This window comes from Sphingobacterium paludis (genome assembly GCF_004364125.1).
Lineage (GTDB): Bacteria > Bacteroidota > Bacteroidia > Sphingobacteriales > Sphingobacteriaceae > Sphingobacterium > Sphingobacterium paludis.
On the sequence record NZ_SNZV01000002.1, the window covers coordinates 259,898 to 283,906 of the forward strand.

22 protein-coding genes are annotated in these 24,009 nt (G+C 43.4%); 13 read left to right on the forward strand and 9 right to left on the reverse strand.

All coding sequences use genetic code 11. The features are described from left to right. Positions 1–85: 85 nt before the first annotated feature. Both B0I21_RS04040 and B0I21_RS04045 read left to right on the forward strand, forming a co-directional pair. Complete coding sequence (locus tag B0I21_RS04040; RefSeq protein ID WP_133639189.1) at positions 86–2,848, forward strand: outer membrane beta-barrel protein; 2,763 nt, start codon at positions 86–88, stop codon at positions 2,846–2,848. Continuing rightward, entirely contained in the window at positions 2,848–3,636 is a 789-nt protein-coding gene (locus B0I21_RS04045; protein WP_133639190.1) for a GLPGLI family protein, read from the forward strand. Before B0I21_RS04040 ends, B0I21_RS04045 begins: the two co-directional genes overlap by 1 nt. A gap of 75 nt (positions 3,637–3,711) precedes the next feature. On the opposite strand, the gene B0I21_RS04050 is transcribed toward B0I21_RS04045, so the two are convergent. Beyond that, positions 3,712–3,894, reverse strand: a complete 183-nt coding sequence (locus B0I21_RS04050; RefSeq protein WP_133639191.1) for a histone H1 — start codon at positions 3,892–3,894, stop codon at positions 3,712–3,714. A gap of 122 nt (positions 3,895–4,016) precedes the next feature. Then, positions 4,017–6,155, reverse strand: a complete 2,139-nt coding sequence (locus B0I21_RS04055; RefSeq protein ID WP_133639192.1) for a S46 family peptidase — start codon at positions 6,153–6,155, stop codon at positions 4,017–4,019. 145 nt (positions 6,156–6,300) lie between these two features. On the opposite strand from B0I21_RS04055, the gene B0I21_RS04060 reads away from it, so the two are divergent. From B0I21_RS04060 to B0I21_RS04075, 4 genes are all read left to right on the forward strand, one after another. Next, entirely contained in the window at positions 6,301–7,617 is a 1,317-nt protein-coding gene (locus B0I21_RS04060) for a DEAD/DEAH box helicase (RefSeq protein ID WP_133639193.1), read from the forward strand. 3 nt (positions 7,618–7,620) lie between these two features. Further along, the gene (locus tag B0I21_RS04065) at positions 7,621–7,863 is read left to right on the forward strand and encodes a hypothetical protein (RefSeq protein ID WP_133639194.1); all 243 of its coding nucleotides are present in this window, start codon (positions 7,621–7,623) and stop codon (positions 7,861–7,863) included. Between the two features lie 84 nt (positions 7,864–7,947). Beyond that, on the forward strand, positions 7,948–8,298 hold the full coding sequence (gene gldC, locus B0I21_RS04070) for a gliding motility protein GldC (protein WP_133639195.1): 351 nt from the start codon (positions 7,948–7,950) through the stop codon (positions 8,296–8,298). A gap of 32 nt (positions 8,299–8,330) precedes the next feature. Further along, complete coding sequence (locus B0I21_RS04075) at positions 8,331–8,741, forward strand: EVE domain-containing protein (RefSeq protein ID WP_133639196.1); 411 nt, start codon at positions 8,331–8,333, stop codon at positions 8,739–8,741. Positions 8,742–8,850: 109 nt separating this feature from the next. Here the strand turns inward: B0I21_RS04075 and B0I21_RS04080 are convergent, their stop codons facing one another. From B0I21_RS04080 to B0I21_RS04110, 7 genes are all read right to left on the reverse strand, one after another. Further along, the gene (locus B0I21_RS04080; protein WP_133639197.1) at positions 8,851–9,375 is read right to left on the reverse strand and encodes an acyl-CoA thioesterase; all 525 of its coding nucleotides are present in this window, start codon (positions 9,373–9,375) and stop codon (positions 8,851–8,853) included. Continuing rightward, entirely contained in the window at positions 9,372–10,310 is a 939-nt protein-coding gene (locus B0I21_RS04085; RefSeq protein ID WP_133639198.1) for an SDR family oxidoreductase, read from the reverse strand. Before B0I21_RS04085 ends, B0I21_RS04080 begins: the two co-directional genes overlap by 4 nt. Next, on the reverse strand, positions 10,298–11,251 hold the full coding sequence (locus tag B0I21_RS04090; protein WP_243835943.1) for a M20/M25/M40 family metallo-hydrolase: 954 nt from the start codon (positions 11,249–11,251) through the stop codon (positions 10,298–10,300). Before B0I21_RS04090 ends, B0I21_RS04085 begins: the two co-directional genes overlap by 13 nt. A 132-nt stretch (positions 11,252–11,383) precedes the next feature. Next, positions 11,384–12,034 carry a lipoprotein signal peptidase gene (locus tag B0I21_RS04095; RefSeq protein ID WP_133639199.1) on the reverse strand — a complete coding sequence of 217 codons (651 nt, stop codon included), beginning with the start codon at positions 12,032–12,034 and terminating at the stop codon, positions 11,384–11,386. Positions 12,035–12,097: 63 nt separating this feature from the next. Further along, positions 12,098–12,484, reverse strand: coding sequence for a TraR/DksA family transcriptional regulator (locus tag B0I21_RS04100; protein ID WP_037495781.1), 387 nt, complete (start codon positions 12,482–12,484; stop codon positions 12,098–12,100). A 3-nt stretch (positions 12,485–12,487) separates the two neighbouring features. After that, positions 12,488–15,901, reverse strand: a complete 3,414-nt coding sequence (gene ileS, locus B0I21_RS04105) for an isoleucine--tRNA ligase (RefSeq protein WP_133639200.1) — start codon at positions 15,899–15,901, stop codon at positions 12,488–12,490. Between the two features lie 383 nt (positions 15,902–16,284). Then, positions 16,285–16,632, reverse strand: coding sequence for a HesB/IscA family protein (locus tag B0I21_RS04110; protein WP_133639201.1), 348 nt, complete (start codon positions 16,630–16,632; stop codon positions 16,285–16,287). A gap of 396 nt (positions 16,633–17,028) precedes the next feature. On the opposite strand from B0I21_RS04110, the gene glyA reads away from it, so the two are divergent. From glyA to B0I21_RS04145, 7 genes are all read left to right on the forward strand, one after another. Continuing rightward, a complete protein-coding gene (gene glyA / locus B0I21_RS04115; protein WP_133639202.1) occupies positions 17,029–18,300 on the forward strand; it encodes a serine hydroxymethyltransferase in 1,272 nt (423 codons plus the stop codon). Between the two features lie 297 nt (positions 18,301–18,597). After that, entirely contained in the window at positions 18,598–19,188 is a 591-nt protein-coding gene (locus B0I21_RS04120) for an RNA polymerase sigma factor (RefSeq protein ID WP_133639203.1), read from the forward strand. Positions 19,189–19,389: 201 nt separating this feature from the next. Further along, positions 19,390–20,076 (forward strand): zinc metallopeptidase, encoded by a 687-nt coding sequence (locus B0I21_RS04125; protein WP_133639204.1) that lies wholly within the window; start codon positions 19,390–19,392, stop codon positions 20,074–20,076. Between the two features lie 129 nt (positions 20,077–20,205). Then, positions 20,206–21,549: a signal recognition particle protein gene (gene ffh, locus B0I21_RS04130; RefSeq protein ID WP_133639205.1), complete on the forward strand. Its 1,344-nt coding sequence runs from the start codon at positions 20,206–20,208 to the stop codon at positions 21,547–21,549. A 189-nt stretch (positions 21,550–21,738) separates the two neighbouring features. After that, positions 21,739–22,335 (forward strand): NADH-quinone oxidoreductase subunit A, encoded by a 597-nt coding sequence (locus tag B0I21_RS04135; RefSeq protein WP_133639206.1) that lies wholly within the window; start codon positions 21,739–21,741, stop codon positions 22,333–22,335. Positions 22,336–22,342: 7 nt separating this feature from the next. Further along, positions 22,343–22,849, forward strand: a complete 507-nt coding sequence (locus B0I21_RS04140; RefSeq protein ID WP_133639207.1) for an NADH-quinone oxidoreductase subunit B — start codon at positions 22,343–22,345, stop codon at positions 22,847–22,849. Between the two features lie 15 nt (positions 22,850–22,864). Further along, a complete protein-coding gene (locus tag B0I21_RS04145) occupies positions 22,865–24,007 on the forward strand; it encodes a 5-(carboxyamino)imidazole ribonucleotide synthase (RefSeq protein ID WP_133639208.1) in 1,143 nt (380 codons plus the stop codon). Positions 24,008–24,009 lie beyond the last annotated feature (2 nt).

Genomic DNA, 24,009 nt, shown 5'->3' on the forward strand with positions numbered 1-24,009 from the left:
AAAATGTTAAACATTTCAATACTGTTTGAATAGCGATTGAATTATGATATTTTCGTAGATAGGATATCTGATACTACCAATTTTTATGAAAAGACTAACCGCCCTCGTTGGGTTCATTCTATTTGCCGGATTTTTTGCGGTGCATGCGCAAGTCAAAGTGACGGGCGAGGTAGTGGATGACACGGAACAGGAAACAAAATTAGCTAAAGCTTCTGTTATGCTCCTGCGTGCTAAGGACTCTATTTTAGTGCAGCACACACGAACGGATCAACAAGGCAGATTTTCCTTATTACGCCCTGATACGATTCCCTACTTGCTCATTATTACGTATCCAAAATACGGTGATTACTATAAAACCATCACCGCCGAAACCGATGTTGCTGTAGGGACGGTACGCTTAAGCAATGTGAGCCAGTTGCTGGAAGAGGTTATCGTTACGGGTAAAATTCCCGTCGTCATTAAAGGCGATACGACAGAATACGACGCTTCAAGTTTTGCAGTAGAGAAAAATGCGAAGGTGGAGGATTTGCTGAAAATGCTGCCTGGTATATCCGTAGATGCAAGCGGAAAAATAACGGCACAAGGCAAGACGGTAGAAAAGGTGTTGGTAGATGGGGAAGAGTTTTTTGGGAATGATCCTACTTTGGTGACACGTAATGTGCGTTCAGATATGGTGGACAAGGTGCAGCTTTACGAGAAGACATCAGAAGAGGCAGATCGTACCGGAGTGGATGATGGGCAACGCATACAGACCATCAATTTAAAGCTTAAGGAAGATGCGAAGAAAGGCATGTTTGGAAAAACGGAGGCCGGTGGCGGTGGCGATACCGATAGGGGGTTCTACAGCGGAACGCTCGCCCTTAACAAGTTTAACGGCAGCCAGAAACTTGGGGTGTTTGGCCTTACATCAAATGATGGTACGGTGTCACTGAATTGGGAAGATAGGGATCGATTTGGATTTTCGGATTTAAGTACAGAAGTTTCAGACGATGGTTCCGTATCATTCTCCTGGCAGGGCGATGCTATGGATTACTGGAACGGGAGGGGGCGGCCTAGAGCGTTAAGCACTGGAGTGTCGTTCGCTGATGCTTGGAAGGATTCGAAACATAAACTTAATACCAGCTATAAATTTGGCATCATAGAGAACGAAGAGGAAAGCACACGCACTTTGCAAGAGAATTTGTTGGATGCCGTACTGAATTCCAATGAAGAGAGCTCTAGCAAGGCGCGAGATCAGAAACATCGTTTTAACGGACGTTACGACCTGAAAATTGATTCGTTGACCACGTTGACATTAAGCCTTGGCGCTGCTGCCGGAAATGTAGAAAGTAGACGATCCCAAGAAACCAATACGTTCGATGGCGAGGGCAATCAGATTAACGACAATGTCGCGAACCAAAATATGCAGTCGGACAATCAATCGATAGATTATAGCGCGTATTTGACACGTAAGCTACGCAAAGAGGGGCGATCAATATCCCTGCGTGTGAACGGAAACCACAATGAAAGCAAGGGCGAGGGTTGGTTGAATTCCACGGCTAATTTTTTTGCGTTGGATAGTGTTTCCGAGATTGACCAACGCAAGACCATGCGGTCGTTTGGGAATAACTTTCGCACGTCCATTGCATACACCGAGCCACTATGGAAGCGATTAACGTCTAGTCTGCAGTATGAATTTAGTCGAGGCGTATCGTCCTCTATCAATAGTTCGTTCAATCAGTCGGCTGCAACGGGTGAGTATGATGAGCTGGATCAGGAATTTAGTAACGATTTTGATTTTAATACGACGCGTCATGCGGCAAACCTCTCTTTCAATTATCGCTCAGATCTGTTTGATGCAAATTTGACCAATAATGTTCGTCATGATGAACTATACCAAGTGAATAATTATGAAGGGATGGATCTGAGTAGAAACTTCATAACGTACAATCCGACCGTGTTTTTCCGCTATAAAATGTCTAAATCTAAAAGTGTGTATTTCCGCTTCAACCGCAATAACAATCTCCCATCTTTAACACAAATCCAGCCATTGCGGCAAAATACAGACCAACTGAATATTGTGGTGGGGAACGAAAACTTACGCCCTTCGCAAAGCAATTCTTACAACCTCCGGTTCAACACCTATAATATGCTAAAGAATGCATACATGTACGTATCGCTAAACTGGTCACAGCAGTTCAATAATATTCAGCAAAATATCCAGATCGAAAATGGAAGGCGGACACTTTCTTTTGCCAACCTCGACCGGGTGGCGAATACGGTCAGTCTTTGGACAGGTCTAGGTCGCGATCTGCTAAAAAAGCAAAAAGTGAGAGGTAGTTTGGATTTCGATGGTACGTATAATAACTATTTCAATTACATCAATGGTGCATTGAGCGAGAATGATAATATTGATTTGTCTTTATCCCTAAATTTTGATAGAAGCGTCAAGAAAGGGTTTGACTTTTCAATAGGATTTAGACCGGGCTATAGTCTGCTTCGAAACTCGCTGCAGCCCGATCTGAATAGCAATGGCTTTGTATACAACAGCAATGCGAATTTAGAGTACTATCTGCCATGGAAGCTTAAGGTGTATTCAACGATTAATTATCTGTATCAAGCCCCGACAAAGGTATTTTCCGAAAAATTCGAACGGTTTTTATGGCAGCCCGGTGTTACTAAGAAGTTTTTAAAAAATGAATCCTTAACGCTCAATTTCTTCATTAACGATGCACTGAACCAAAACATCGGTTTTACTAGGCGCCAAAATGCCAGCACACTCGTGCAAGACCGCTATAATACAATAGCCAGGTATTTCATGTTAAAAGTAAGTTGGGATTTCACATCCATGAAAGGAGGAACAGAATAATGAAAAAGTTTATAACCTTATGTATAGTCAATGCATTGTTTTCCACGCTCAGCTTTGGGCAATACGCCTATTTTCCGGACGGAGGTATCATACATTTCGAAAAGCGAGTGCACCTCAAGAACTTTATGAAGCGCAAGATGGCCTTGTCAAAAAGCGATAACTTCGACCGTTCGTATATGGAGCAATTGATGAGCAAAGCACCAGAATCTTACGTTTATAAAAGCATTTTATCATTTAACGGTTCGGAATCGCGGTATGACCCGGTGAAGGAGGAGTCAACAGCGATCATGCGCAACCTGGAATGGTATGGTTTTGACTATGCCGGGAGCTACTACCAAGATATAGAAAAAGGGGTTTTCAAAAATAAGCTCGACTATAATGGTGGAAATGTTCTATTGGAGGACTCGCTGCTGCATATCAAGTGGAAAATAACAAATGAGTACCGGGATATTGCGGGCTATAACTGCCGCCGTGCCAATGGTGTATTGCTAGACTCTATATTTGTGGTGGCTTTCTATACCGATGCTATTCCACTATCTTCGGGGCCTATGGGCACTAATGGTCTCCCGGGAATGATTTTAGGTTTTGCGGTGCCTGAGCAGCACTACAGTATTTACGCAACAAAAGTAGAAATGGGGCAGCCACAAATTCATAGTGAGTTTGCTAAAAAACGTGATAAACCTATGCGTAGAGCCGATTTTCAAACCTTTATGCGGGATCGACTTCGGGTAGGCGATTGGTATACGGAGGCTGAGTTTAATTTTATGATGGTCAATATGTTGTTGTAGGCCGTTACGGACAAAAGAGACGTCAATAAAAAATCCCCAACGAAATGAAGGGGATTTTTTATTAAACTCAAAAAATTATTTCTTTTCGTCGTTTTTCTTCGAAGTAACTTCGTTACGAATCTCCTGTGCTAACGTTTTGATCTCTTGTAAGCCTTTACGTACACGTGTACCTGCAGCTGAATTTCCGTTGTTGAAGAATTTGTCTGCATCGCCTTCGATTGAAGCTATTAAGCTTTTTAATTTGTTGTAATTTTCCATTTTCAATTATATAATTTTAAGTTTCTCTTAATTCTTGTTCTAAGATATAATAAATATTCAAAAACAAAGAACTAATATCCGATTTTTAAAATAAAAACCCAATTTATTTGGGCGAAAAGCCCTTATTCGATGATTTTCAGCTCGTTAATAATGTTTTGAGCACCCGCGAACTTATCGATAATAAACAACACATAGCGAATATCGACAGAGATCGTCCGTTGAAGTTTTGGATCGAAAATCACATCACCGGCCATGGCCTCAATGTTTCCATCAAAAGCTAAGCCAATAAGTTCTCCATTGCCATTTAATACCGGTGATCCTGAATTACCTCCTGTAATATCATGATCGCTCAAAAAGTTGACCGGCATATAGCCTTCTTTATCGGCGTAGCGGCCATAGTCTTTCGCTTCGTACAGCTCCATCAACCGTTTTGGCAAATCAAACTCCTCATCATTGGGTTTGTATTTAGCGATGGTGCCCTTCAACGTGGTGTAGTTATTGATTTTCGCATCGTTTCGCGGGTCTTGTGGCAATGCTCTAATTGTTCCATAAGTTAAACGTAGCGTGGAGTTTGCATCCGGATAATACTTACCTTTTGGATTGGAAGCCAATACACCTGCTATATACTTGCGGTATGCTGCTTGATATTTATCAGCCAAAGCATCAGCCTCCGGTGATTTTTCGCGGTATTTATCCATTAATGATTTGGAGATCAGGTACAAAGGATCGGTATCGATCACATCGGCTGATGGATTAGTTAAGAATGCTTGCAATTTTTCTGCCGAGGAGAAGATGCTTTTGTCGAAAGCGGCTTGCACCTCAGGGCCGAATGATCCCGCATTCTTTTTGTTAAGCTCTTCGATGTACGGTGCGATGTTTCCCGCTTTCTTTGCGTACAGATTAAGCTCGTCAGCTAATACGTCGATTTCTAATGGCAGATAGATGTTTTCAAAGGTCTCTGTAAAGCCTGCTTCAAAATTTGGACGCATTTCTGCGCGCTTCGCTTCATTTGCCGCCGCATACTGTTTTAAAGCAGCACCTAAGCTATATGGCAATGCCGCAAATGTCGAAGAGCGAAGCATACCGATAAGATAGTTATCATGTCTTGCTTTATCATTCGTAGCTTCGTAGTATGCATTAATTGTAGGAAGCACGTCTGCATAAAGGCTCTTATTCGCTTTTTTGTTCGCCCATTTTTGGAACTTCGCTTCCGCTACACGTTTCGTCGCTGCGGTATTGTGTTTCGTTAGGGCATCGATCATTCCCTGGCGATTTTTCCAGTAATTCGCCACGCCGGAATAGGTCGAAGCATAATTCAGCTTCACGGCTTGGTCTTTGTCCATGTGTTTCTTCATGGCATCCATACCTACTTTCGAGGCTTCTACCCAAGCTGGGTAAGCGTAGTTTACGTTTTGATCGATACCTGCGGCGGTCATCCAGCGGTTGGTTCTTCCGGGGTAGCCCAGGATCATGGAGAAGTCACCTTCCTTGATGCCTTTCAAGCTTACCGGGAGAAAGTGTTTAGGCTTGAGCGGTACATTTTCTGTAGAGTAGGCTGCTGGGTTTCCATTTTTGTCGCCATACACGCGGAAAATTGAAAAGTCTCCCGTATGTCGAGGCCATTCCCAGTTATCCGTGTCGCCGCCAAACTTACCGATGCTGTTAGGCGGCGTACCCACCAAACGCACGTCGGTGTAGTCTTGGTAAACGAAGTAGTAGTATTCATTTCCATTGTAAAAGGATTTTACCGATACCACATACTTGCCGTCCTCGCTGTTTTCCTTTTCAATCTTTGCGATCTCTTGGTTGATGATCTTTTCGCGCTCTTTTTCGCTCATGTCATTGTTCACCAATCCCAAGATGCGTTTTGAAACGTCATCCATACGCACAAAGAAACGAACGGAAAGTGATTTGGGCTTTAACTCTTCTGTCAGGGATTTTGCCCAGAAGCCATTCGTCAAGTGGTCATTCTCCGGTGTCGATAGTTCGGCGATAGCGCCATAGCCGCAATGGTGATTGGTGAAGACCAACCCTTGTCCAGAGACGATTTCTGCCGTACAACCACCATTGAATTGGACGATTGCATCCTTTAATGAAGAATTGTTTATACTATAAATTTCTTCCGCCGTCAGTTTGAGGCCTTTCTTCTGCATGTCGGCCTCATTAAGACGCTTTAGGTGCATTAAAAACCACATTCCCTCGTCGGCGAAAGTCGTCATACTCACTACCGATAGTAGTAAGAAAATCCAGATTTTTTTCATGTTTTCAACCAATTAATGTGTGACAAAGTTGATTTAAATCCTGTTCAAATCAAAATTTAAGAAGAATTTAGTAGCAAGATAAAGCGCAATGTCATATCTGCGGAATAATAAAACCCATGTGGATTCATTTCTTTATCTTTGCCAAATGGCATCATTTGAAGATTTCAAACTTAATAGGCAACTGCTTAATGCAATTGAAGAGGCTGGTTACCGTATACCTACAGAAATACAACAAAAAGCAATCACGCCGATTTTAGCGGGGCAGGATGTAATGGGGATTGCTCAGACCGGTACAGGAAAGACCGCCGCTTTCGTCTTGCCTTTACTCATGAAATTGAAGTATGCTCAGGGCCAAGACCCACGCGCCTTGATATTGTCTCCGACCCGCGAGCTGGCGATGCAGATTGAAGAGAATGTGCGTACGTTTTCTACGTATTTAGACCTGCGCACGATCGTGCTTTACGGCGGTTTAGGACCAAAGACGCAGAAAGAGCAGCTTGCGAAAGGCTGTGACATCATCGTCGCTACACCTGGGCGTTTTCTCGATTTATACTTAGAGGGGGATATCAACCTGAAAAGTTTGAAGTTTTTGGTGATGGATGAAGCCGATAAGATGATGGATATGGGATTTATTGGGAAGATTCACAGGATTTTAGAAGTTGTGCCGCGAAAGCGCCAAAACCTGCTCTTTTCTGCTACCATGAGTGAGTTGGTCCGTAAAATATCCGGCGACTTCCTTGCTTTCCCAACCGTGATCGAAGTAACGGAGCAGGCAACGCCTGCACAGACTGTGGCGCAAAGCCTGTATGAGGTGCCTAATCTAAAAACCAAGTTAAACTTGTTGCAGTACTTGCTGCTCGATAGCGAATCTTTTCATCGTATAATCGTTTTCTGTAAAACGAAAAACGTGGCAGACAATGTCTTTCACTTTTTGGAGCGTAAATATGGCGATGAGCATGTGCGTGTGATCCATGCCAACAAGGGTCAAAATACGCGCATAAATTCTATCAACGCTTTTAAAGAAGGGTCTATCCGTATTTTAGTAGCAACTGATGTTGCAGCGCGAGGGTTGGATGTATCCAACGTTAGTCATGTCTTTAATTTTGATGTACCTATTGTGGTGGAAGATTATGTGCACCGTATTGGGCGTACGGGGCGTGCTTACAACGAAGGTGATGCCATTACGTTTTGTAACCCGGCAGAAGCGTATTACATTGAAAAGATCGAAAAATTGATTCGGCAAGAAATACCGCGGAAGGAGTTTCCAGCAAATGTATTTGTGGAAGATACGGGCTATGAAGAAAAGCAGGATATAGCTCGGGAGATCGATGCGCAGAAGCGGAAGGAAAACCCAGATTTTAAAGGAGCCTTTCACGAGAAGAAACATGCGCATAAAAGCAACGCCCGCCAGAAAGCTTCTGGAAAAAAAAGAACGGGTGTAAAAACTAAAAAAGGACGCTAATACATGAGATTGACCCCGCTAAATATCGTGCTGGCCTGTGTGATTACTTGGATAATATCCGAGTGGGGAAGCGAGCAGCTGCTTTTACCTTGGTGGCAAGTCGCCCTTTTTACAGGAAGCTTGCTCTTTGCCGATATTTTGTTCAGGGTTTTTGTGAAGGATATAAAAAAGCTATGGATCTTGGAAATAGGCTTTGTCCTTGTTTCGGGAATACTAGCTGTCGGTTTGAAAATATTTTGGAATTAGTCGATAGGCCATTGGTGCTTTTCCAACCCAATTTAGATTTGGATTGCAGCCATGGTCTCGACAAAAAAAAAATAACGTATAAAAATGAAGAAAGCAGAAATAAAACTGAATGTTGTTTTAGATGAAAACAACGTTCCAGATAGTATTGATTGGTCATCAACAGACGGCGAGACAGCCGACCAAATGCCTGCCAAAGCGATGTTTCTAGCCTTGTGGGATGCACAGTACAAGAACTCGTTGCGCATTGATCTTTGGACAAAAGAGATGCCGTATGATGAGATGAAAAGATTCTTTTACGAAACCCTACAGACATTAGGCGATTCGTTTTTACGCGCCTCAGGTGGTGATCCTATGGCCGAAAAAGTCATCGCGGATTTGCGGGATTACTGTGCACACTTTGGTGATAAAATGGAAGTATTGGAACAAGAATCTTAAACGGAGTACCTCCTTTATTGAAACGTAATACGATGAATTATTTCCTTGTCAAGTCTGAGCCCTTTAAATATAGCTGGGATCAGTTTAATAAAGATGGAGAAACCTTTTGGGATGGTGTACGGAATTATCAAGCTCGTAACAATCTCAAAGCGATGAAAAACGGCGATCTTGTGCTCTTTTACCATAGTAATGAAGGGAAGGAGATCGTGGGCTTAGCAAAAGTGGTGAAAGAGTTTTATCAAGATCCGACGACGGACGATGAACGTTGGGTCGTGGTGGATTTGGCTCCGGTGGAAACTTTTAAAACGCCAGTAACGCTGGAAACCATTAAGGCCGACGAATTTCTACAGGATATCGCACTTGTGCGCCAAGGGAGACTTTCTGTTATGCCGCTAAAAGTAGAGGAGTTTGATCGGATCATCGCGCTCGGCAATGCAGGATAACAATAGATAAGTCCTATAAAGATCATCCTATAAAAAACGCGTCATTGCCAGGGTCCGTTACCAAGCAATGGCGCGTTTTCGCTACGTTGATCTAGATTTTTATGAGCTGCTAATCCTTTAGCGCCGCATTCACAATATTTTTGAGCTCAATAGCGTCTTCAGGCTTGATCTTCCCACTCAGTATCAGCCGTAAAGCTCGGCGCTGTGACGCCCGCTCGTACAGTTCATGTTCAAGTGTTGTTTCCGGAATAAGCTCAGGCACTTTTGTAGGCTGATTGTCTTTATTGATCGCGACAAAGGTGTAGTAGGCCTCATTGGACTTTTCCCGTGTTCCTTCGGGAAGGTTTTGCGCGAATATTTCCATACGTACCTCCATAGATGTCGAAAAAGCCCGCGTCACTTGCGCCTGTATCGTGACGACTTCACCTAATTTTATCGACCGTTTGAATGATACATTGTCTACAGAGACGGTAACTACCGGACTGTTGGAATGTTTTTGCGCGGCCATTGCTGCGCAGATATCCATCCAGTACAATAACCGCCCGCCCATGAGGTTTCCGAACGTGTTGGTATCATTTGGTAACACCAGTTCGTTCATTTCGGTGTAGGATTCCTTTGCTAATTTTGTATTCATGGCTGCGTGTATAATGCTAATTGTCTCTTTATTGCTTCAAATGATTGTCGTAACGGGGTAGGGCGAAAGCCAAGCTCTTGTTTCGATTTCGTTAGTATAAATCCTGTTTTGGCAGGTCTGTTTTCTGCCTGTCCAATATCCGCAGCCGAGATAGGCTGAATGAGCTGCTGATCCAGCCGCCAAAAATCGGCTACCTGCTGTGCGATTTCCAAAATGCTGAAGAGTTGCTCACTGGAGATATGGTATATCCCGGAGGCCTCCTTTTGCGCCGCCAAGATACAGGCGTCTGCGAGGTCGTCAACCCAAGTCGGCATACGCCATTGGTCTTTTACCACGGTTATGGTTTCGCCTTGGGCTAGTTTATTCTTCACCCAAAGGACGAGGTTCGATCGGTTGGGATCGTTGATCACACCATAGACAAGTATCGTGCGCAAAATGGCACAGGTGCAGTCCGTGTTCTGGATGGCTTGCTCGGCAAGCAGCTTGCTTTGCCCGTAGGCATTACAGGGGGTTGGCAAATCATCTTCCCCATAGGGGCCCTTCTTCCCGTCAAATACAAAATCGGTAGATAAAAACGTCAAATGTATTCCGTGTGCCGAACAAATTTTAGCCAGTCGCTCTACAAACAAGACATTCACGCGCTCGCACAATTCCGGATCACGATCGCAAAGTTCTACGCTGGTTATTGCAGCCGTGTGGATGATATGGGTAGGTGAGAAGCTCGCTACCAGCTTAAGAAAAGATCCATCGTCTTCCAGATCACATGCCACAAAGGTATACCCGATTTTGTTTGGATTTCGATTGCTGCTTTTTGATGTAGCCAGTACCGTGGCATTCGGGGCACTCGCCAGTTTATCAATAAGCTTCTGACCAAGGAATCCATTCGAGCCCGTTACGAGAATGCGTTTTTCACGCTGATCCCTTAATTTGTCCATATAAAATCCATTTTTGCTTCGTTCATGGAATTGTCTATCACCATTCTTTCCAATTCTAGTATAGCGTGTAAGGCTTTGTAATCAATCTTATCCGCATCATCTCCCGGTTTATGGTAATCATCATGCCCCCCAGTATGGAAGAACAATACGGGGATATTCTTTTTATAAAATGATGTTTGATCAGAACCACCGTTGCCATCTTTGCTGGTGTAAAATTTAATGTCACTTTTAACGTTCGTAAATATTGCCGGGAATTTTGAACTGGTACCGTATCCAATGATAGCAAGTCCATTTTCAGGGTTATAGCGGCCTATCATATCCATATTCAACATCCACTGCATGTCAGCTAGCGGTAGGGTAGGATGCTCTGTAAAATATTTGGAACCCAATAAGCCGAGTTCCTCCGCCCCAAATGCGATAAACAGCAAATTGCACTTCTCTTTTTCCGTATTGGTTGCGTAATGGCGAGCCAATTCCAGTAAACCAGCAACCCCAGAGGCATTATCATCAGCACCATTGTGAATCTTGCCAACCCCTAGGGAATCTCGTGAACTACCTTGATGCCCCTCTCCCAAATGATCATAGTGGGCGCCTATCACAATGGTGTATGGCGCACCATTGTCTATAAACCCAATGATGTTGTCTGCTTTGCGGATGCTGTCTTTCACGACCACCCGCGTTACCTTTGCCGTGAACGTTTGGCGGTACCCCTTTTCGCCTTTGGGGGTAAGCCCATAGCGCTTGAACTCTTTTTCGATATAGTTGGCTGCTTTTTTCACCTGTTTGGAGCCTGTTCCGCGTCCTTTCATGTTGTCATCAGCAAGAAAATAGATGTGTTTCTTCAACCGTTCGGTGTCCATCTGTGCGAAGGCAATTTTTCCGAGTGACAACAACGATAAGCAAAGCATTACCGTTCTTAAATTGCGGAGATTTTCTTTCATGTTCAAACTTAGAAAAATTCGTTAGGATATGCAACTTGCAGGCCAGAAGGGAAGCGGTACATCGATGTTTGTCGATGCATCTGGACGTGGGGAAAAAAGAAGCCCCGAATCGGGATCGAATCGGGGCTGCTGTTAATCTTCCAAAACTTCGCTATTTGCCGATTCTTTCTCGACATGCTCTTCTTTGAAGTAGCGCCGTTGAAAGATCAGTATTAGAAATACGCCGACAGATATTGCTGAATCAGCTACATTAAAAACAGGCCGGAAAAACAAGAAATGTTCACCTCCCCATACGGGAAACCAGTCGGGGAAGGTTCCTTCTACTAAGGGGAAGTACAGCATGTCCACGACTTTACCATGGAACAGCGAAGAATATCCACCTCCATCTGGGAACAAAACTGCTTTGTCATAAAAGGTGCTTTCGCTAAAGATGAGACCATAAAAGGTGGAATCGATAATGTTTCCGAGTGCGCCCGCAAATATCAGCGCTACGTTTAATATAAATCCTCTGTGGTACTTATTCTTGACCATGTAAAATAGCCCATAACCAATACCCGCTACCGCGATTATCCGGAATAATGTCAAAAACAACTTTCCGAACTCGCCGCCGAACTCCATTCCCCAGGCCATGCCATTGTTTTCAATGAAGTGAATCAGGAATTTATTCCCCAAAACGTTAAAGTCTTGACCAATGGTCATGTTCAGTTTTACCCAAAATTTAGACAATTGATCAACGAGAAGGATGACGGCAATGAGTACGAGTGGTTTTGTGTAGCCTTTCATATAGATGAAAAATGAGGCAGCCCCAAAATATGGAGGCATCCTCATTCTAAAATTCATTAAAAATTAATACTGTTTGTTCTTAGCTTCGATGCTCAACGTCGTGTGTGGAACTGCTTTTAAACGCTCCTTTTGGATAAGTTTGCCCGTTTCACGGCAAATGCCATACGTTTTGTTTTCGATACGAACCAAGGCTGCTTCAAGATTATCAATAAATTTCTTTTGACGCGCCGCCAATTGGTTTACTTGCTCCTTTTCCAATGTAGCAGAGCCATCTTCAAGCGTCTTGTACGTGCCCGCCGTATCATCCGTACCATTGGCATTACTGTTACTCAATGTTGAAGTTAGTGCGGATAACTCTTCCTTTGCAATGCGAAGCTTCTCCAGAATGATATCTTTAAACTCCTGAAGTTCGGCATCGCTGTAGCGTGTTTTTTCGTTAGTCGTTCCCATAAATTAAATTTTACCAATTAATACCTTTAATTCTATACCATCGATCTCGATAGTATCTCCGGATTCAACTGCTTCGTTAAAGTCTAAAGAGTTTGCTAGAATTTCGGTGCAAATATACGACAAATTATCTTTGACAGCGTCTTGAATTTCAGTATTTTGTGTTACGTTTACGTGAATTTTATCGGTAACTTCAAATCCCTTTTCTTTACGAAGGTTCTGAATTCTATTCACCAATTCTCGTGAAAGACCTTCTTTCCTCAATTCTTCTGTGATATTGACGTCTAATGCTACGGTTAATTTTCCAAGATTAGCTACCTGCCACCCAGCAACATCCTCTGCGATAATTTCTACATCCTCCGGTTTGATACTATATGTTGTTCCAGCTAGCGCCAAGGATCCCGATTTTTCTAACGTATTAATTTGTGAATCATCAAGACTTTGTATTGCTGCTGCGACAGTTTTCATATCCTTACCAACTTTCGCGCCAAGAACTTTGAAATTCGGTTTTATTTTCTTTTTAATTATGCCGGTTGTGTCGGTAATGAAGGCTATTTCCTTGATGTTTGTTTCTGATAGAATCAGTTCTTTCACCTTTTCCACGCGCGTTTGGAAGGAGCTGTCCAAGACGGGTACCAAAATTTTATTTAAAGGTTGGCGAACGTTTATTCCTGTTTTTTTGCGCAAAGAAAGTGTCAGGGAAGAGATATCTTGTGCTATGGACATCCGTTCTTCCAAATCTTTATCTACCAATTCCTCACGATACAGAGGAAAGTCTGTCAAGTGTACAGATTCTTTGCTGTCTTTTTGTGTTCCGGCCTGCAAATCCAGAAACAACTGGTCAGAGAAAAATGGCGATATAGGCGACATCAGTTTTGCTACCGTATCCAAACACGTATACAGTGTTTGATAGGCCGAGATCTTATCTTCTGTATATTCGCCTTTCCAAAAGCGGCGACGACACAAGCGAACGTACCAGTTACTCAAATGCTCATCAACGAAATTTTGGATAGCACGCGCGGCTCTCGTGGGCTCGTAATCTGCATAACATTCGTCCACTTCCTTCGTCAAGCTGTTCAGTAACGAAATAATCCAACGATCGATCTCCGGACGTTTTTCCAGTGCTATATCGGCTTCGCTATACGAGAACTTATCAATATTGGCATATAGCGCGAAGAATGCATAGGTATTGTATAATGTTCCGAAAAATTTACGGCGAACCTCATCGAGACCTTCCACGTTAAACTTCAGGTTGTCCCAAGGTGCAGCATTACTGATCATATACCAGCGCGTAGCGTCGGCACTATATTGATCGATCGTGGAAAACGGATCTACGCCATTACCGAGGCGTTTAGACATTTTGTTGCCGTTCTTGTCCAGTACCAATCCGTTGGATATCACATTTTTAAAGGCTACTGAACCCCGGATCATTGTGGAAATGGCATGTAACGTGAAGAACCAGCCTCTTGTCTGATCCACGCCTTCGGCAATAAAGTCTGCAGGGAATGCCTGTTCGTAACCCTCTTTGAACGGATATTCGTCGCCATTTTCGAGCTTCTCGTGATCGAGGCCCCATTGTGCGTAAGGCATAGCTCCTGAATCAAACCAAACATCGATAAGGTCAAGCTCGCGAAACATCTTCTGTCCATTTTCCGATACCAGCACCACATTGTCTACGTACGGACGGTGCAAGTCCAGCGCATCGGTATCAAATTTATCAAGATACTCTTGATTTATGGCTTTCTCTTCTGCACTTAAGACGGAAGATTCAATGGCATAAAGCAATTGGCTTTTTAATTCAGGAAGGGAACCAATACACAACTCTTCATTTTCATCCGCAGAGCGCCAAATAGGCAATGGAGTACCCCAATAGCGTGACCGCGAGAGGTTCCAGTCGACAAGGTTTTCTAGCCAATTTCCAAATCGACCTGACCCTGTGGTTTCCGGTTTCCAGTTGATGGTTTTATTTAAACCTACCAACTGTTCTTTCACGGCTGTCGTGCGGATAAACCAACTGTCGAGCGGGTAATACAAAACCGGCTTGTCCGTGCGCCAACAATGCGGGTAAGTGTGTTCGTATTTTTTGACATCAAATGCCTTGTTTTCTTCTTTTAGTTTGATGGCGATCAACACATCGGTCGGACGGAACTCTTTATCGGCACGCTCCTCAGCGCTGTAATATTCTTCTTTTACGAAGCGGCCAGCAAAGTCGGTAATCTCCTTCACAAAACGGCCAGTGCGATCTACCGTAGGCACATCCTTGCCATTTTCGTCGCGTACCAAAATTGCCGGGATACCGTTTTCCTTGCTCACGCGAAAGTCATCGGCACCGTAGGTCGGGGCGGCGTGTACAATACCTGTACCATCCTCTGTCGTTACAAAATCACCGGGGATAACACGAAAAGCATCGCGTTGCAACGCTTCGCTTGTGATATATGGCAACAACTGATGGTAGCGTAAGCCTACAAGGGCTTCGCCTTTAAATTCTCCTGCTACTTCCCAAGGCACAAGCTTAGCACCTACTTGAAAATCTTGAAATGGCGCATCCTTGGCCTCAGCCTTAAAGTGCTTGCTGATTAAGTTTTTCGCCAATATAACCGATACCGGCAAGCCTGTGTACTGGTTGAATGTTTTGATTTTAACGTAGTCAATGTTCTTCCCCACCACTAACGCTGTATTGCTCGGTAACGTCCAAGGAGTCGTTGTCCAAGCGATAAAGGCTACATCTTCTTCCTCAGTCTCTACCAAGGTGCTAACCAGAGGGTGCACCTGCGTTTTGTCAAGACGAAACTCTGCAACAATGGTTGTATCTTTTACATCTTTGTAGGTGCCAGGTTGGTTCAATTCATGAGAACTTAAGCCTGTTCCGGCAGCGGGTGAATAAGGCTGTATGGTGTAACCTTTATAAAGCAACCCTTTTTTGTACAGTTCTTTCAACAGATACCATAGGGTTTCAATATACTCATTTTGATAAGTAATGTATGGATTATCCAAATCAACCCAGTATCCCATCTTTTGAGTCAGATCGTTCCATACATCGGTATATTTCATGACCTCTTTCCGGCAAGCTTCATTATAAGCTTCCACAGAAATCTTTTTACCAATATCTTCTTTGGTAATGCCCAAGGTTTTTTCCACAGCAAGTTCAATAGGCAACCCGTGCGTATCCCACCCCCCTTTGCGCTTCACTTGGTAGCCTTTCAAGGTTTTATAACGACAGAAAATATCTTTAATAGAGCGAGCCATGACGTGGTGTATGCCCGGCATGCCGTTTGCCGAAGGAGGGCCTTCGTAAAAGGTATATGGTTTACTTGCTGGGCGATTCGAGATACTCTTTTCAAAGATATTATTCGACTCCCAACGCTTCAATATTTCTTTCCCTATTTCCGGCAGATTTAACTGCTTATATTCCTTGTACATCCGAATTTGCTGTTGTTTTATAAAGGTCGCTAATTTAATGATTTTTAATTTAAGAAGAAATAGCTAATCGTGCGGGAATCGGCCTTGTTTAACGCCGCTTAATACGCGATAAGAATAAATGATCAGCGCAGCAAAGAGCAGCCTCATTTTACATGAAAAAAGCTATCTAAAACGCAATGTGTGCTTTCTAATACAGGAAAGAGTTGGCCCGGCAAGCGTCGAGGCGGGATTAAGTAGGAAGTATAATGCATGCACCGCAGAGGTGAATGAGAGCTATCGTTCCATCAGCGACAATGCGTCTTCGCTTCCGTATATTTGGTTGGCAAAGACGCATTGTATTGGTGTTCCATAACTGACGGAAATCTTCTTCTTCAGCGTACGTGTTAGGAAGAAAATGAACTACCGCAACCGCAGGTGCTCGTCGCGTTAGGATTATTGAAGGTAAAGCCGCGCGAGTCTAAACCGTTTTTGAAGTCGATTTCCATGCCGGCAAGATAAAGGCCGTGTGCTTTGTTCATGAAAATGCGGATTCCTTCAATGCTATATTCGCTATCGCCTTCTTTCATTTGATCAAAGCCTAGAATGTAGCTCATGCCTGAACATCCGCCACCTTCTACGCCTACGCGCAAACCGAAATCTGGGCCTATCTCTTGTTGATCGATCAATTTTTTTAATTCATTAACAGCTCCTTGGGTTAAGCTTACGGGAGCTGTAGCAGTTGCTGTTGTCATATTCGTCGTGTTCAAAATTATGCCTTACTTAACGAACAAATTTACATATTTTTAGACAGATTTTTAGATAGGCGGCATTTTTGACACTAATAAAACATTGCACACAACCGGCAGTAATCACAGGCGCCATCATTTAAAATAAGTAAATCTAGGTTATGAAATTCCATTGACGAGGTTTGGGAGCATGAGCGAGAATGGCCTGACGCTATTCCAGCTATCAAGCGTAACCAAGGTCAGCGATAAAACAAGAACAACCCCTGCAGAGCGCGATGAAACATACGTAGTTCGCAAGATCGGGAAGATATGCCAAGTTGGTGGGCATGTTTTTGTTGGATTTATATTATATTTGCATCGCATTTAGAAGTTTAATAAAATTTACTCTTTAAGAATAAAATAATGGAAAGAGATCAGGTCGTTTTTAACCTAATAGCTGATGAGCTAAAGCGCCAAGAAGAGGGTGTTGAGTTAATCGCTTCGGAGAATTTTGTCAGTAAGCAAGTGATGGAAGCTGCAGGTTCTGTTTTAACCAACAAGTATGCAGAGGGCTTGCCGGGCAAACGTTATTATGGCGGTTGCGAGGTGGTTGATGAGATTGAGACTATCGCAATTGATCGGGCTAAAAAGTTGTTTGGCGCAAGTTGGGTGAATGTACAACCGCACTCTGGCGCACAGGCTAACGCTGCGGTGTTCCTAGCTATACTAAAGCCTGGTGATAAGATTCTAGGTTTCGATCTATCGCATGGTGGCCACTTAACCCATGGTTCGCCAGCAAACTTTTCCGGTAAACTTTACGAGCCCTTATTCTATGGTGTGAAGGAAGACACTGGTCTTATCGATTACGAGAAGCTTGAAGAAATTGCATTGCAAGAAAAGCCCAAAGTGATTATCTGTGGTGCATCAGCTTATTCGCGCGATTGGGATTATGCGCGCATCCGCAAGGTTGCTGATGAAATTGGAGCACTTGTTGTGGCCGATGTATCTCACCCTGCTGGTCTGATTGCACGGGGTTTATTAAACGATCCGCTACCACACTGTCATATCGTTACGACAACTACGCACAAGACACTTCGCGGTCCTCGCGGCGGTATGATCATGGTCGGTCAAGATTTCGAAAACCCTTGGGGCATAAAGACACCGAAAGGCGAGATCCGCACGATTACGCAATTGTTGGATTTAGCGGTTTTCCCAGGTACCCAAGGTGGTCCGTTAGAACATACGATCGCGGCAAAAGCTATTGCCTATGGTGAGGCCCTGTCGGATGAGTATTTGACCTATATTCAACAAGTGAAGAAAAATGCCGCTGCTTTGGCTCAGTTTTTTGTTGAAAAAGACTATAATATCATTTCTGGCGGTACAGACAACCATTTGATGTTGGTGGATTTGCGTAACAAAGATATTTCTGGTAAAGAGGCCGAAGCCGTGTTAGGTAAAGCAGGTATTACGACCAATAAAAACATGGTTCCTTTTGATACGCGCTCACCTTTTGTAACGTCAGGTGTTCGTTTTGGTACGGCCGCTATTACCACACGCGGTGTGAAAGAAAATGAAATCATTCAAATAGGGGAGTTTATTCATGATGCATTGGCTAATCGTTCCGATGATGCTGCGCTTTCCGCTATCCACGATAAAGTAAAATCGTTGATGGCTGCGTTCCCGCTCTATAAATAGATTATTGCCCTACGTGGTATTTGAGCCTCACTTCTATACGGTGGGGCTCTTTTTTTATTCGACGTAACGCTAATTATAGTGGTCATTTATTTTTTTTTCAGGAAACAATGCTTCATCCAAGCTGTTTTGCAGTTGTATAACGGGTGTGTTGTGGAATGTAAATAAATGTTAAATATCAATTATCCAATTTGAATCTTCGTATTTTTTCAGTTGATTTGGGTTGTAATCAAAAAAAAGGATAGCCTATAAAACACTTTACTCTTAAAATTAATTCAAACTAAATCTGGGAGATTTATTATGAAAGCTTTAAAAGAAAAAAGTGATCTAGAACTTATTCAGGCGTATGTAGCGGGGGAGGAAGCGGGGATCGAGATCTTACTGAATAGGTATAAAACTAAGATATATACATCCATCTATCTTCAGGTAAAAGATGAATATCTCGCTGAGGATATTTTTCAGGAGACCTTTATCAAGGTAATCAATACATTAAAGTCTGGTCGTTATAATGACGAAGGTAAATTTTTACCTTGGGTGGTGCGTATTGCTCAAAACATGGTGATAGACCATTTTCGGAAGGCAAAAAGAAGTCCTACCGTGGTCAGTAGTGATGGCTATGACATTTTTGGCGTACTGGAGTTTGCCGATGAGAGTGCGGAATCCAAGCTCGTGCTGAACCAGCGTAACGTTGATCTACGCAAAATTATACAGCGACTTCCGGATGACCAGAAAGAGGTTCTTATTATGCGGCATTTTTGTGATATGAGCTTTAAGGAAATAGCCGATATTACAGAAGTGAGCATCAACACGGCTTTGGGAAGAATGCGTTACGCGCTGAATAATTTAAGGAAGATGATTGAGGAGCATAATATGATGATGAATTTGGGATAGTCGATATCGCGATAACCCGGTGGCTTGCCATTCCGTCTGCTCGGGGTGGCATTTTCAGCAATATTGACATGGTTTACCAAGCTATTCGAATTTGATCCTGCCATATTAAAGGCTTTTTCATATATTTAGGTCATTTTGAGTCTATGGACTGTTGTTTGATAGACCTATAGCGTTGGTAAGGATTAACTAAAGAAATAAGATATGTATTGGATTATATTTATTGGTATAGCATTGATCAGTTGGATTGTGCAGTCTAGATTTAAAAATAAATTTAAAAAATATTCGGAATTCCCATTATCATCCGGTTTATCGGGCGCTGAGGTAGCGCAGAAGATGTTGCATGACAACGGTATTTATGATGTTCAAATACTGGTTGCAAATGAAGGGCAGCTATCTGACCATTATAACCCGGGCAATAAAACGGTGAACCTAAGTCCGGAGGTATACCATGGGCGCAGTGTCGCTGCTGCTGCAGTTGCTTCGCACGAATGCGGTCACGCCGTGCAGCATGCTACAGCATACTCGTGGCTGCAATTTCGATCGGCGATGGTACCTGTCGTGAGCATTGCTTCGCGCTTGACATCATGGGTACTTATGGCTGGTGTATTGCTGATGGCTTTTATGCAAAACCCTTACGTTTTAGCCATTGGTGTTGGGGCGTTGTTTTTGACAACCTTGTTTTCATTTATCACGCTGCCTGTCGAATTTGACGCATCAAATCGCGCATTAGCGTGGTTGGATAAAGCAAATGTAACGCATTCCCGCGAAGAGCATGACGGCGCTAAAGATGCCTTGAAGTGGGCGGCCATGACGTATGTGGTTGCAGCCCTGTCAGCACTCGTGACGCTTTTATACTACGCATATATCCTCTTCGGAAGAAGAGATTAATACCGAATAAGCTATTTTATTGGAGAAATGCGGCGCCTACAGCGTCGCATTTTTTATGCCTACAAATATATGGTAGCTTCGCCAGTATTTTGTAACTTTGGCACTTAGCATACTTAAGACGATAAATACATGTTTCAGAATTTACAGGATAAACTGGATAGGGCCTTTAAAGTACTAAAGGGACAAGGAAGTATTACTGAAATAAACGTCGCGGAGACGATGAAGGAAATTCGCAAGGCACTGTTAGATGCCGATGTGAATTATAAGACAGCGAAAACATTCACCGATGACGTTAAGCAGAAAGCACTTGGCGAGAATGTGTTGACCAGCATTTCTCCCGGTCAGTTATTGACCAAAATAATGAGTGATGAGCTTACCGCGCTCATGGGCGGCACCGTTACCGAATTGGAAGTTGCCAAAACGCCTACGATCATTTTGATTGCTGGATTAAATGGAGCGGGTAAAACGACATTTTCCGGAAAATTAGCGAATTTCCTTCGGGAGAAGAAAGGTAAGAAGCCTTTGTTGGTTGCCGGCGATGTGTATCGGCCAGCAGCCGTTGATCAGCTCCAGGTTCTAGGAGGACAGGTTAATGTGCCTGTGTATGTCAATCGTGAGTCAACGGATCCTGTTGCTATTGCGCGGGAGGGTGTAGAAGAAGCGAAGCGAAACGGACAAAACGTCGTCATTATTGATACTGCGGGTCGTTTGGCTATCGACGAAGCGTTGATGAATGAGATTTCCGCGGTTAAAGATGCAACGCAACCGCACGAGATACTTTTCGTGGTGGATTCTATGACAGGGCAAGATGCTGTCAATACGGCTAAAGCCTTTAACGATCGTTTGGATTTCACGGGTGTGGTACTGACCAAATTAGACGGTGACACGCGCGGTGGAGCTGCCTTATCTATCAAATCTGTCGTCAACAAACCGATCAAGTTCATTGGTACGGGCGAAAAGATGGAAGCACTGGATGTTTTTTATCCAGATCGTATGGCTTCCCGTATCCTTGGTATGGGAGACGTGGTTTCTCTTGTGGAGCGCGCGCAACAGCAATTTGACGAAAAGCAAGCTGCCGAACTGCAAAAGAAAATACGTAAAAATAAGTTTGATTTCAATGACTTTAAAAGTCAGATCCAACAGATCAAGAAAATGGGTAACATGAAAGATCTGATGGGTATGATCCCCGGAGTGGGTAAAGCAATCAAAGATGTCGAAATTGATGATAATGCTTTCAAACCGATTGAGGCGATTATAGACTCCATGACGCCGTTCGAGCGGGAAAACCCAGATGCTATTGATACGAAAAGACGGTTACGCATTGCAAAGGGATCCGGTACGGATATCAACGAGGTGAATAAGTTGATGAAGCAATTCGCTGACATGCGTAAAGTAATGAAGCAGATGTCTAACCCAGGTATGGCTGCAAAGATGATGCGCAATATGCCACAGATGCCTGGGAAACCGTTTTAATAAAATAAGGCAGAGACACGATAACACAAAAGGAAAGCGCAGCTTTCCTTTTGTGTTATTGGGTAAAAATGGAAAAGCAAGACAGCTCTTACCGCTTATTTCATTCCTACGAAAGAGGAACCTTGCCGAAGGTTTTATTTTTGCAGATGTTTACCTAATTTTACCGTTAATATTTATTAATTTTGCTTCATGGATGATCCCGCGCAGCTTTCGGAATATGGAAAGATATTATTGATTGCCCTAGTAGGTATTCTGTTGGTATGCGCTACTATTCTTTTGGCGAAAACGCTCTCTCCTAAGCACCCAAACCCTGAAAAACTAAGTACCTATGAATGCGGCGAAGAGTCCCTTGGAAGTTCGTGGGTTCAAATAAATTCTCGCTTTTACGTTATCGCGCTTGTTTTCCTTCTTTTTGATGTCGAATTGATTTTTGTATTTCCGTGGGCGACAGTGTTTGGGAGCCGGGATCTTGCGATGGCCGATGCGCGTTGGGGCTGGTTTACACTGGTGGAGATGGGGATTTTTCTGGGTATTTTGCTGATCGGTCTGCTATATGTTTGGAAAAGAGGCGATATATCCTGGATCAAGCCGAAGCACCAGACGCCCAAGGTCAGTGTAGGTATTCCTCTCCAAGCGTATGATATGCTAAACGAGAAGGTTTACCATGTACGGCAATACGTACCGCAAGATACAGTAGTTATGGAAGAGGAAAGTAAAGACAACGTAGGCAAAGTTCATGTGAAGCCTTCATTGGGATTTAAACCTAAGTTTAAAAAATCAAATTAGATACGCTATGAGTGCGCCTCAAGGTCAAATACAAAGTGGAGGAGTGGTTGTCGCAAAAATTGATGATTTGCTCAATTGGGCACGATTATCATCGATGTGGCCCGTAAGTTTTGGTATCGCGTGTTGTGCTATTGAAATGATGGGCGCCATGGCGGCTACGTATGACTTGGATCGCTTAGGCGTTTTTCCGCGGCCTTCGCCAAGACAGTCTGACGTCATGATCATTGCGGGAACTGTTACATTTAAAATGGCTGATCGTATAAGGAAGCTGTACGAACAAATGCCAGAACCGAAGTATGTGATTTCTATGGGTTCTTGTTCGAACTGCGGAGGTCCTTATTGGCAGCATGGCTACCATGTCGTGAAAGGTGTCGACAAAATTATTCCCGTTGATGTATATGTACAAGGATGCCCGCCGCGGCCCGAAGCATTAATTGGCGCTTTTTTAGAGCTCCAGAAAAAAATAGAAACGGAAAGTATTTTACAGGATCAATATTTTCCAACAAATATATAATATAGTTCAGTTATTATGGCGAAAGATTTTTATGGTGAGTTGCAGTTAGGTATTCTCGGTGGAGGACAGCTTGGCCGTATGCTCATTCAAGAGGCAATTAATTACAATGTGAATGTCCACGTACTGGATCCTGACAAAAATGCGCCGTGCCGTAAATTATGCAACCGTTTTGAATGCGGTTCATTAAGTGATTTTGATACCGTTTATAACTTCGGAAAGGAGTTGGACATGATAACCATCGAGATCGAAAAGGTCAATGTAGACGCGTTGGAGAAGCTCGAAGATGAAGGGGTGTTGGTATACCCACAGTCCCGCGTTATCCGCCTTATCCAAGATAAGGGTATGCAAAAGCAGTTCTTTAAACAAAATGATATACCCACGGCACCGTTTCAACTGATCTCTTCGAAAGATAATCTTTACGAAAGTGCCATCGCCTTACCTTACATCCAGAAGCTTCGGCGCGATGGTTACGATGGTAAGGGTGTCAAGCGGATTAATAGTGTTCATGATATCGAAGAAGCATTTACGCAGCCGTCATTGGTGGAGGAACTGATTGATTTTGAGAAAGAAATAGCCGTGATCGTTGCCCGCAATGACCGGGGGGACGTCTCTACTTTTCCTTTGGTAGAGATGGAATTTAATCCGGAAGCCAACTTGGTCGAGTTTTTAATTTCGCCGTCTATTTTACCCTTTGAAATACAAACACAGGCAGAAGATATCGCGCGGAAAATAGCTGGAGATCTGCAAATAGTTGGACTTTTGGCCGTTGAAATGTTTCTGACCAAGGAAGGCCAGATACTAGTTAACGAACTAGCCCCTCGCCCGCACAACAGCGGTCACCAGACGATCGAAGGTAATATTACCTCGCAATTTGCACAGCACCTTCGCGCTATTTTTAATTTGCCGTTAGGCTCAACCGCGGCGCGTTCTACAGCCGTGATGATCAATCTGTTAGGCGAAGCTAAATATGAAGGGCTGGCTAAGTATGATGGTGTGGAAGAGGTTTTAGCGGTAGATGGCGTTTTTGTACACCTTTATGGTAAAAAATATACTAAGCCTTTCCGTAAAATGGGGCACGTGTGTGTCATCAATGACGATCGGGAAACCGCTGTTAAGAATGCCCGATGGGTGCAGGAAACATTAAAAGTTAAAGCGTAGTA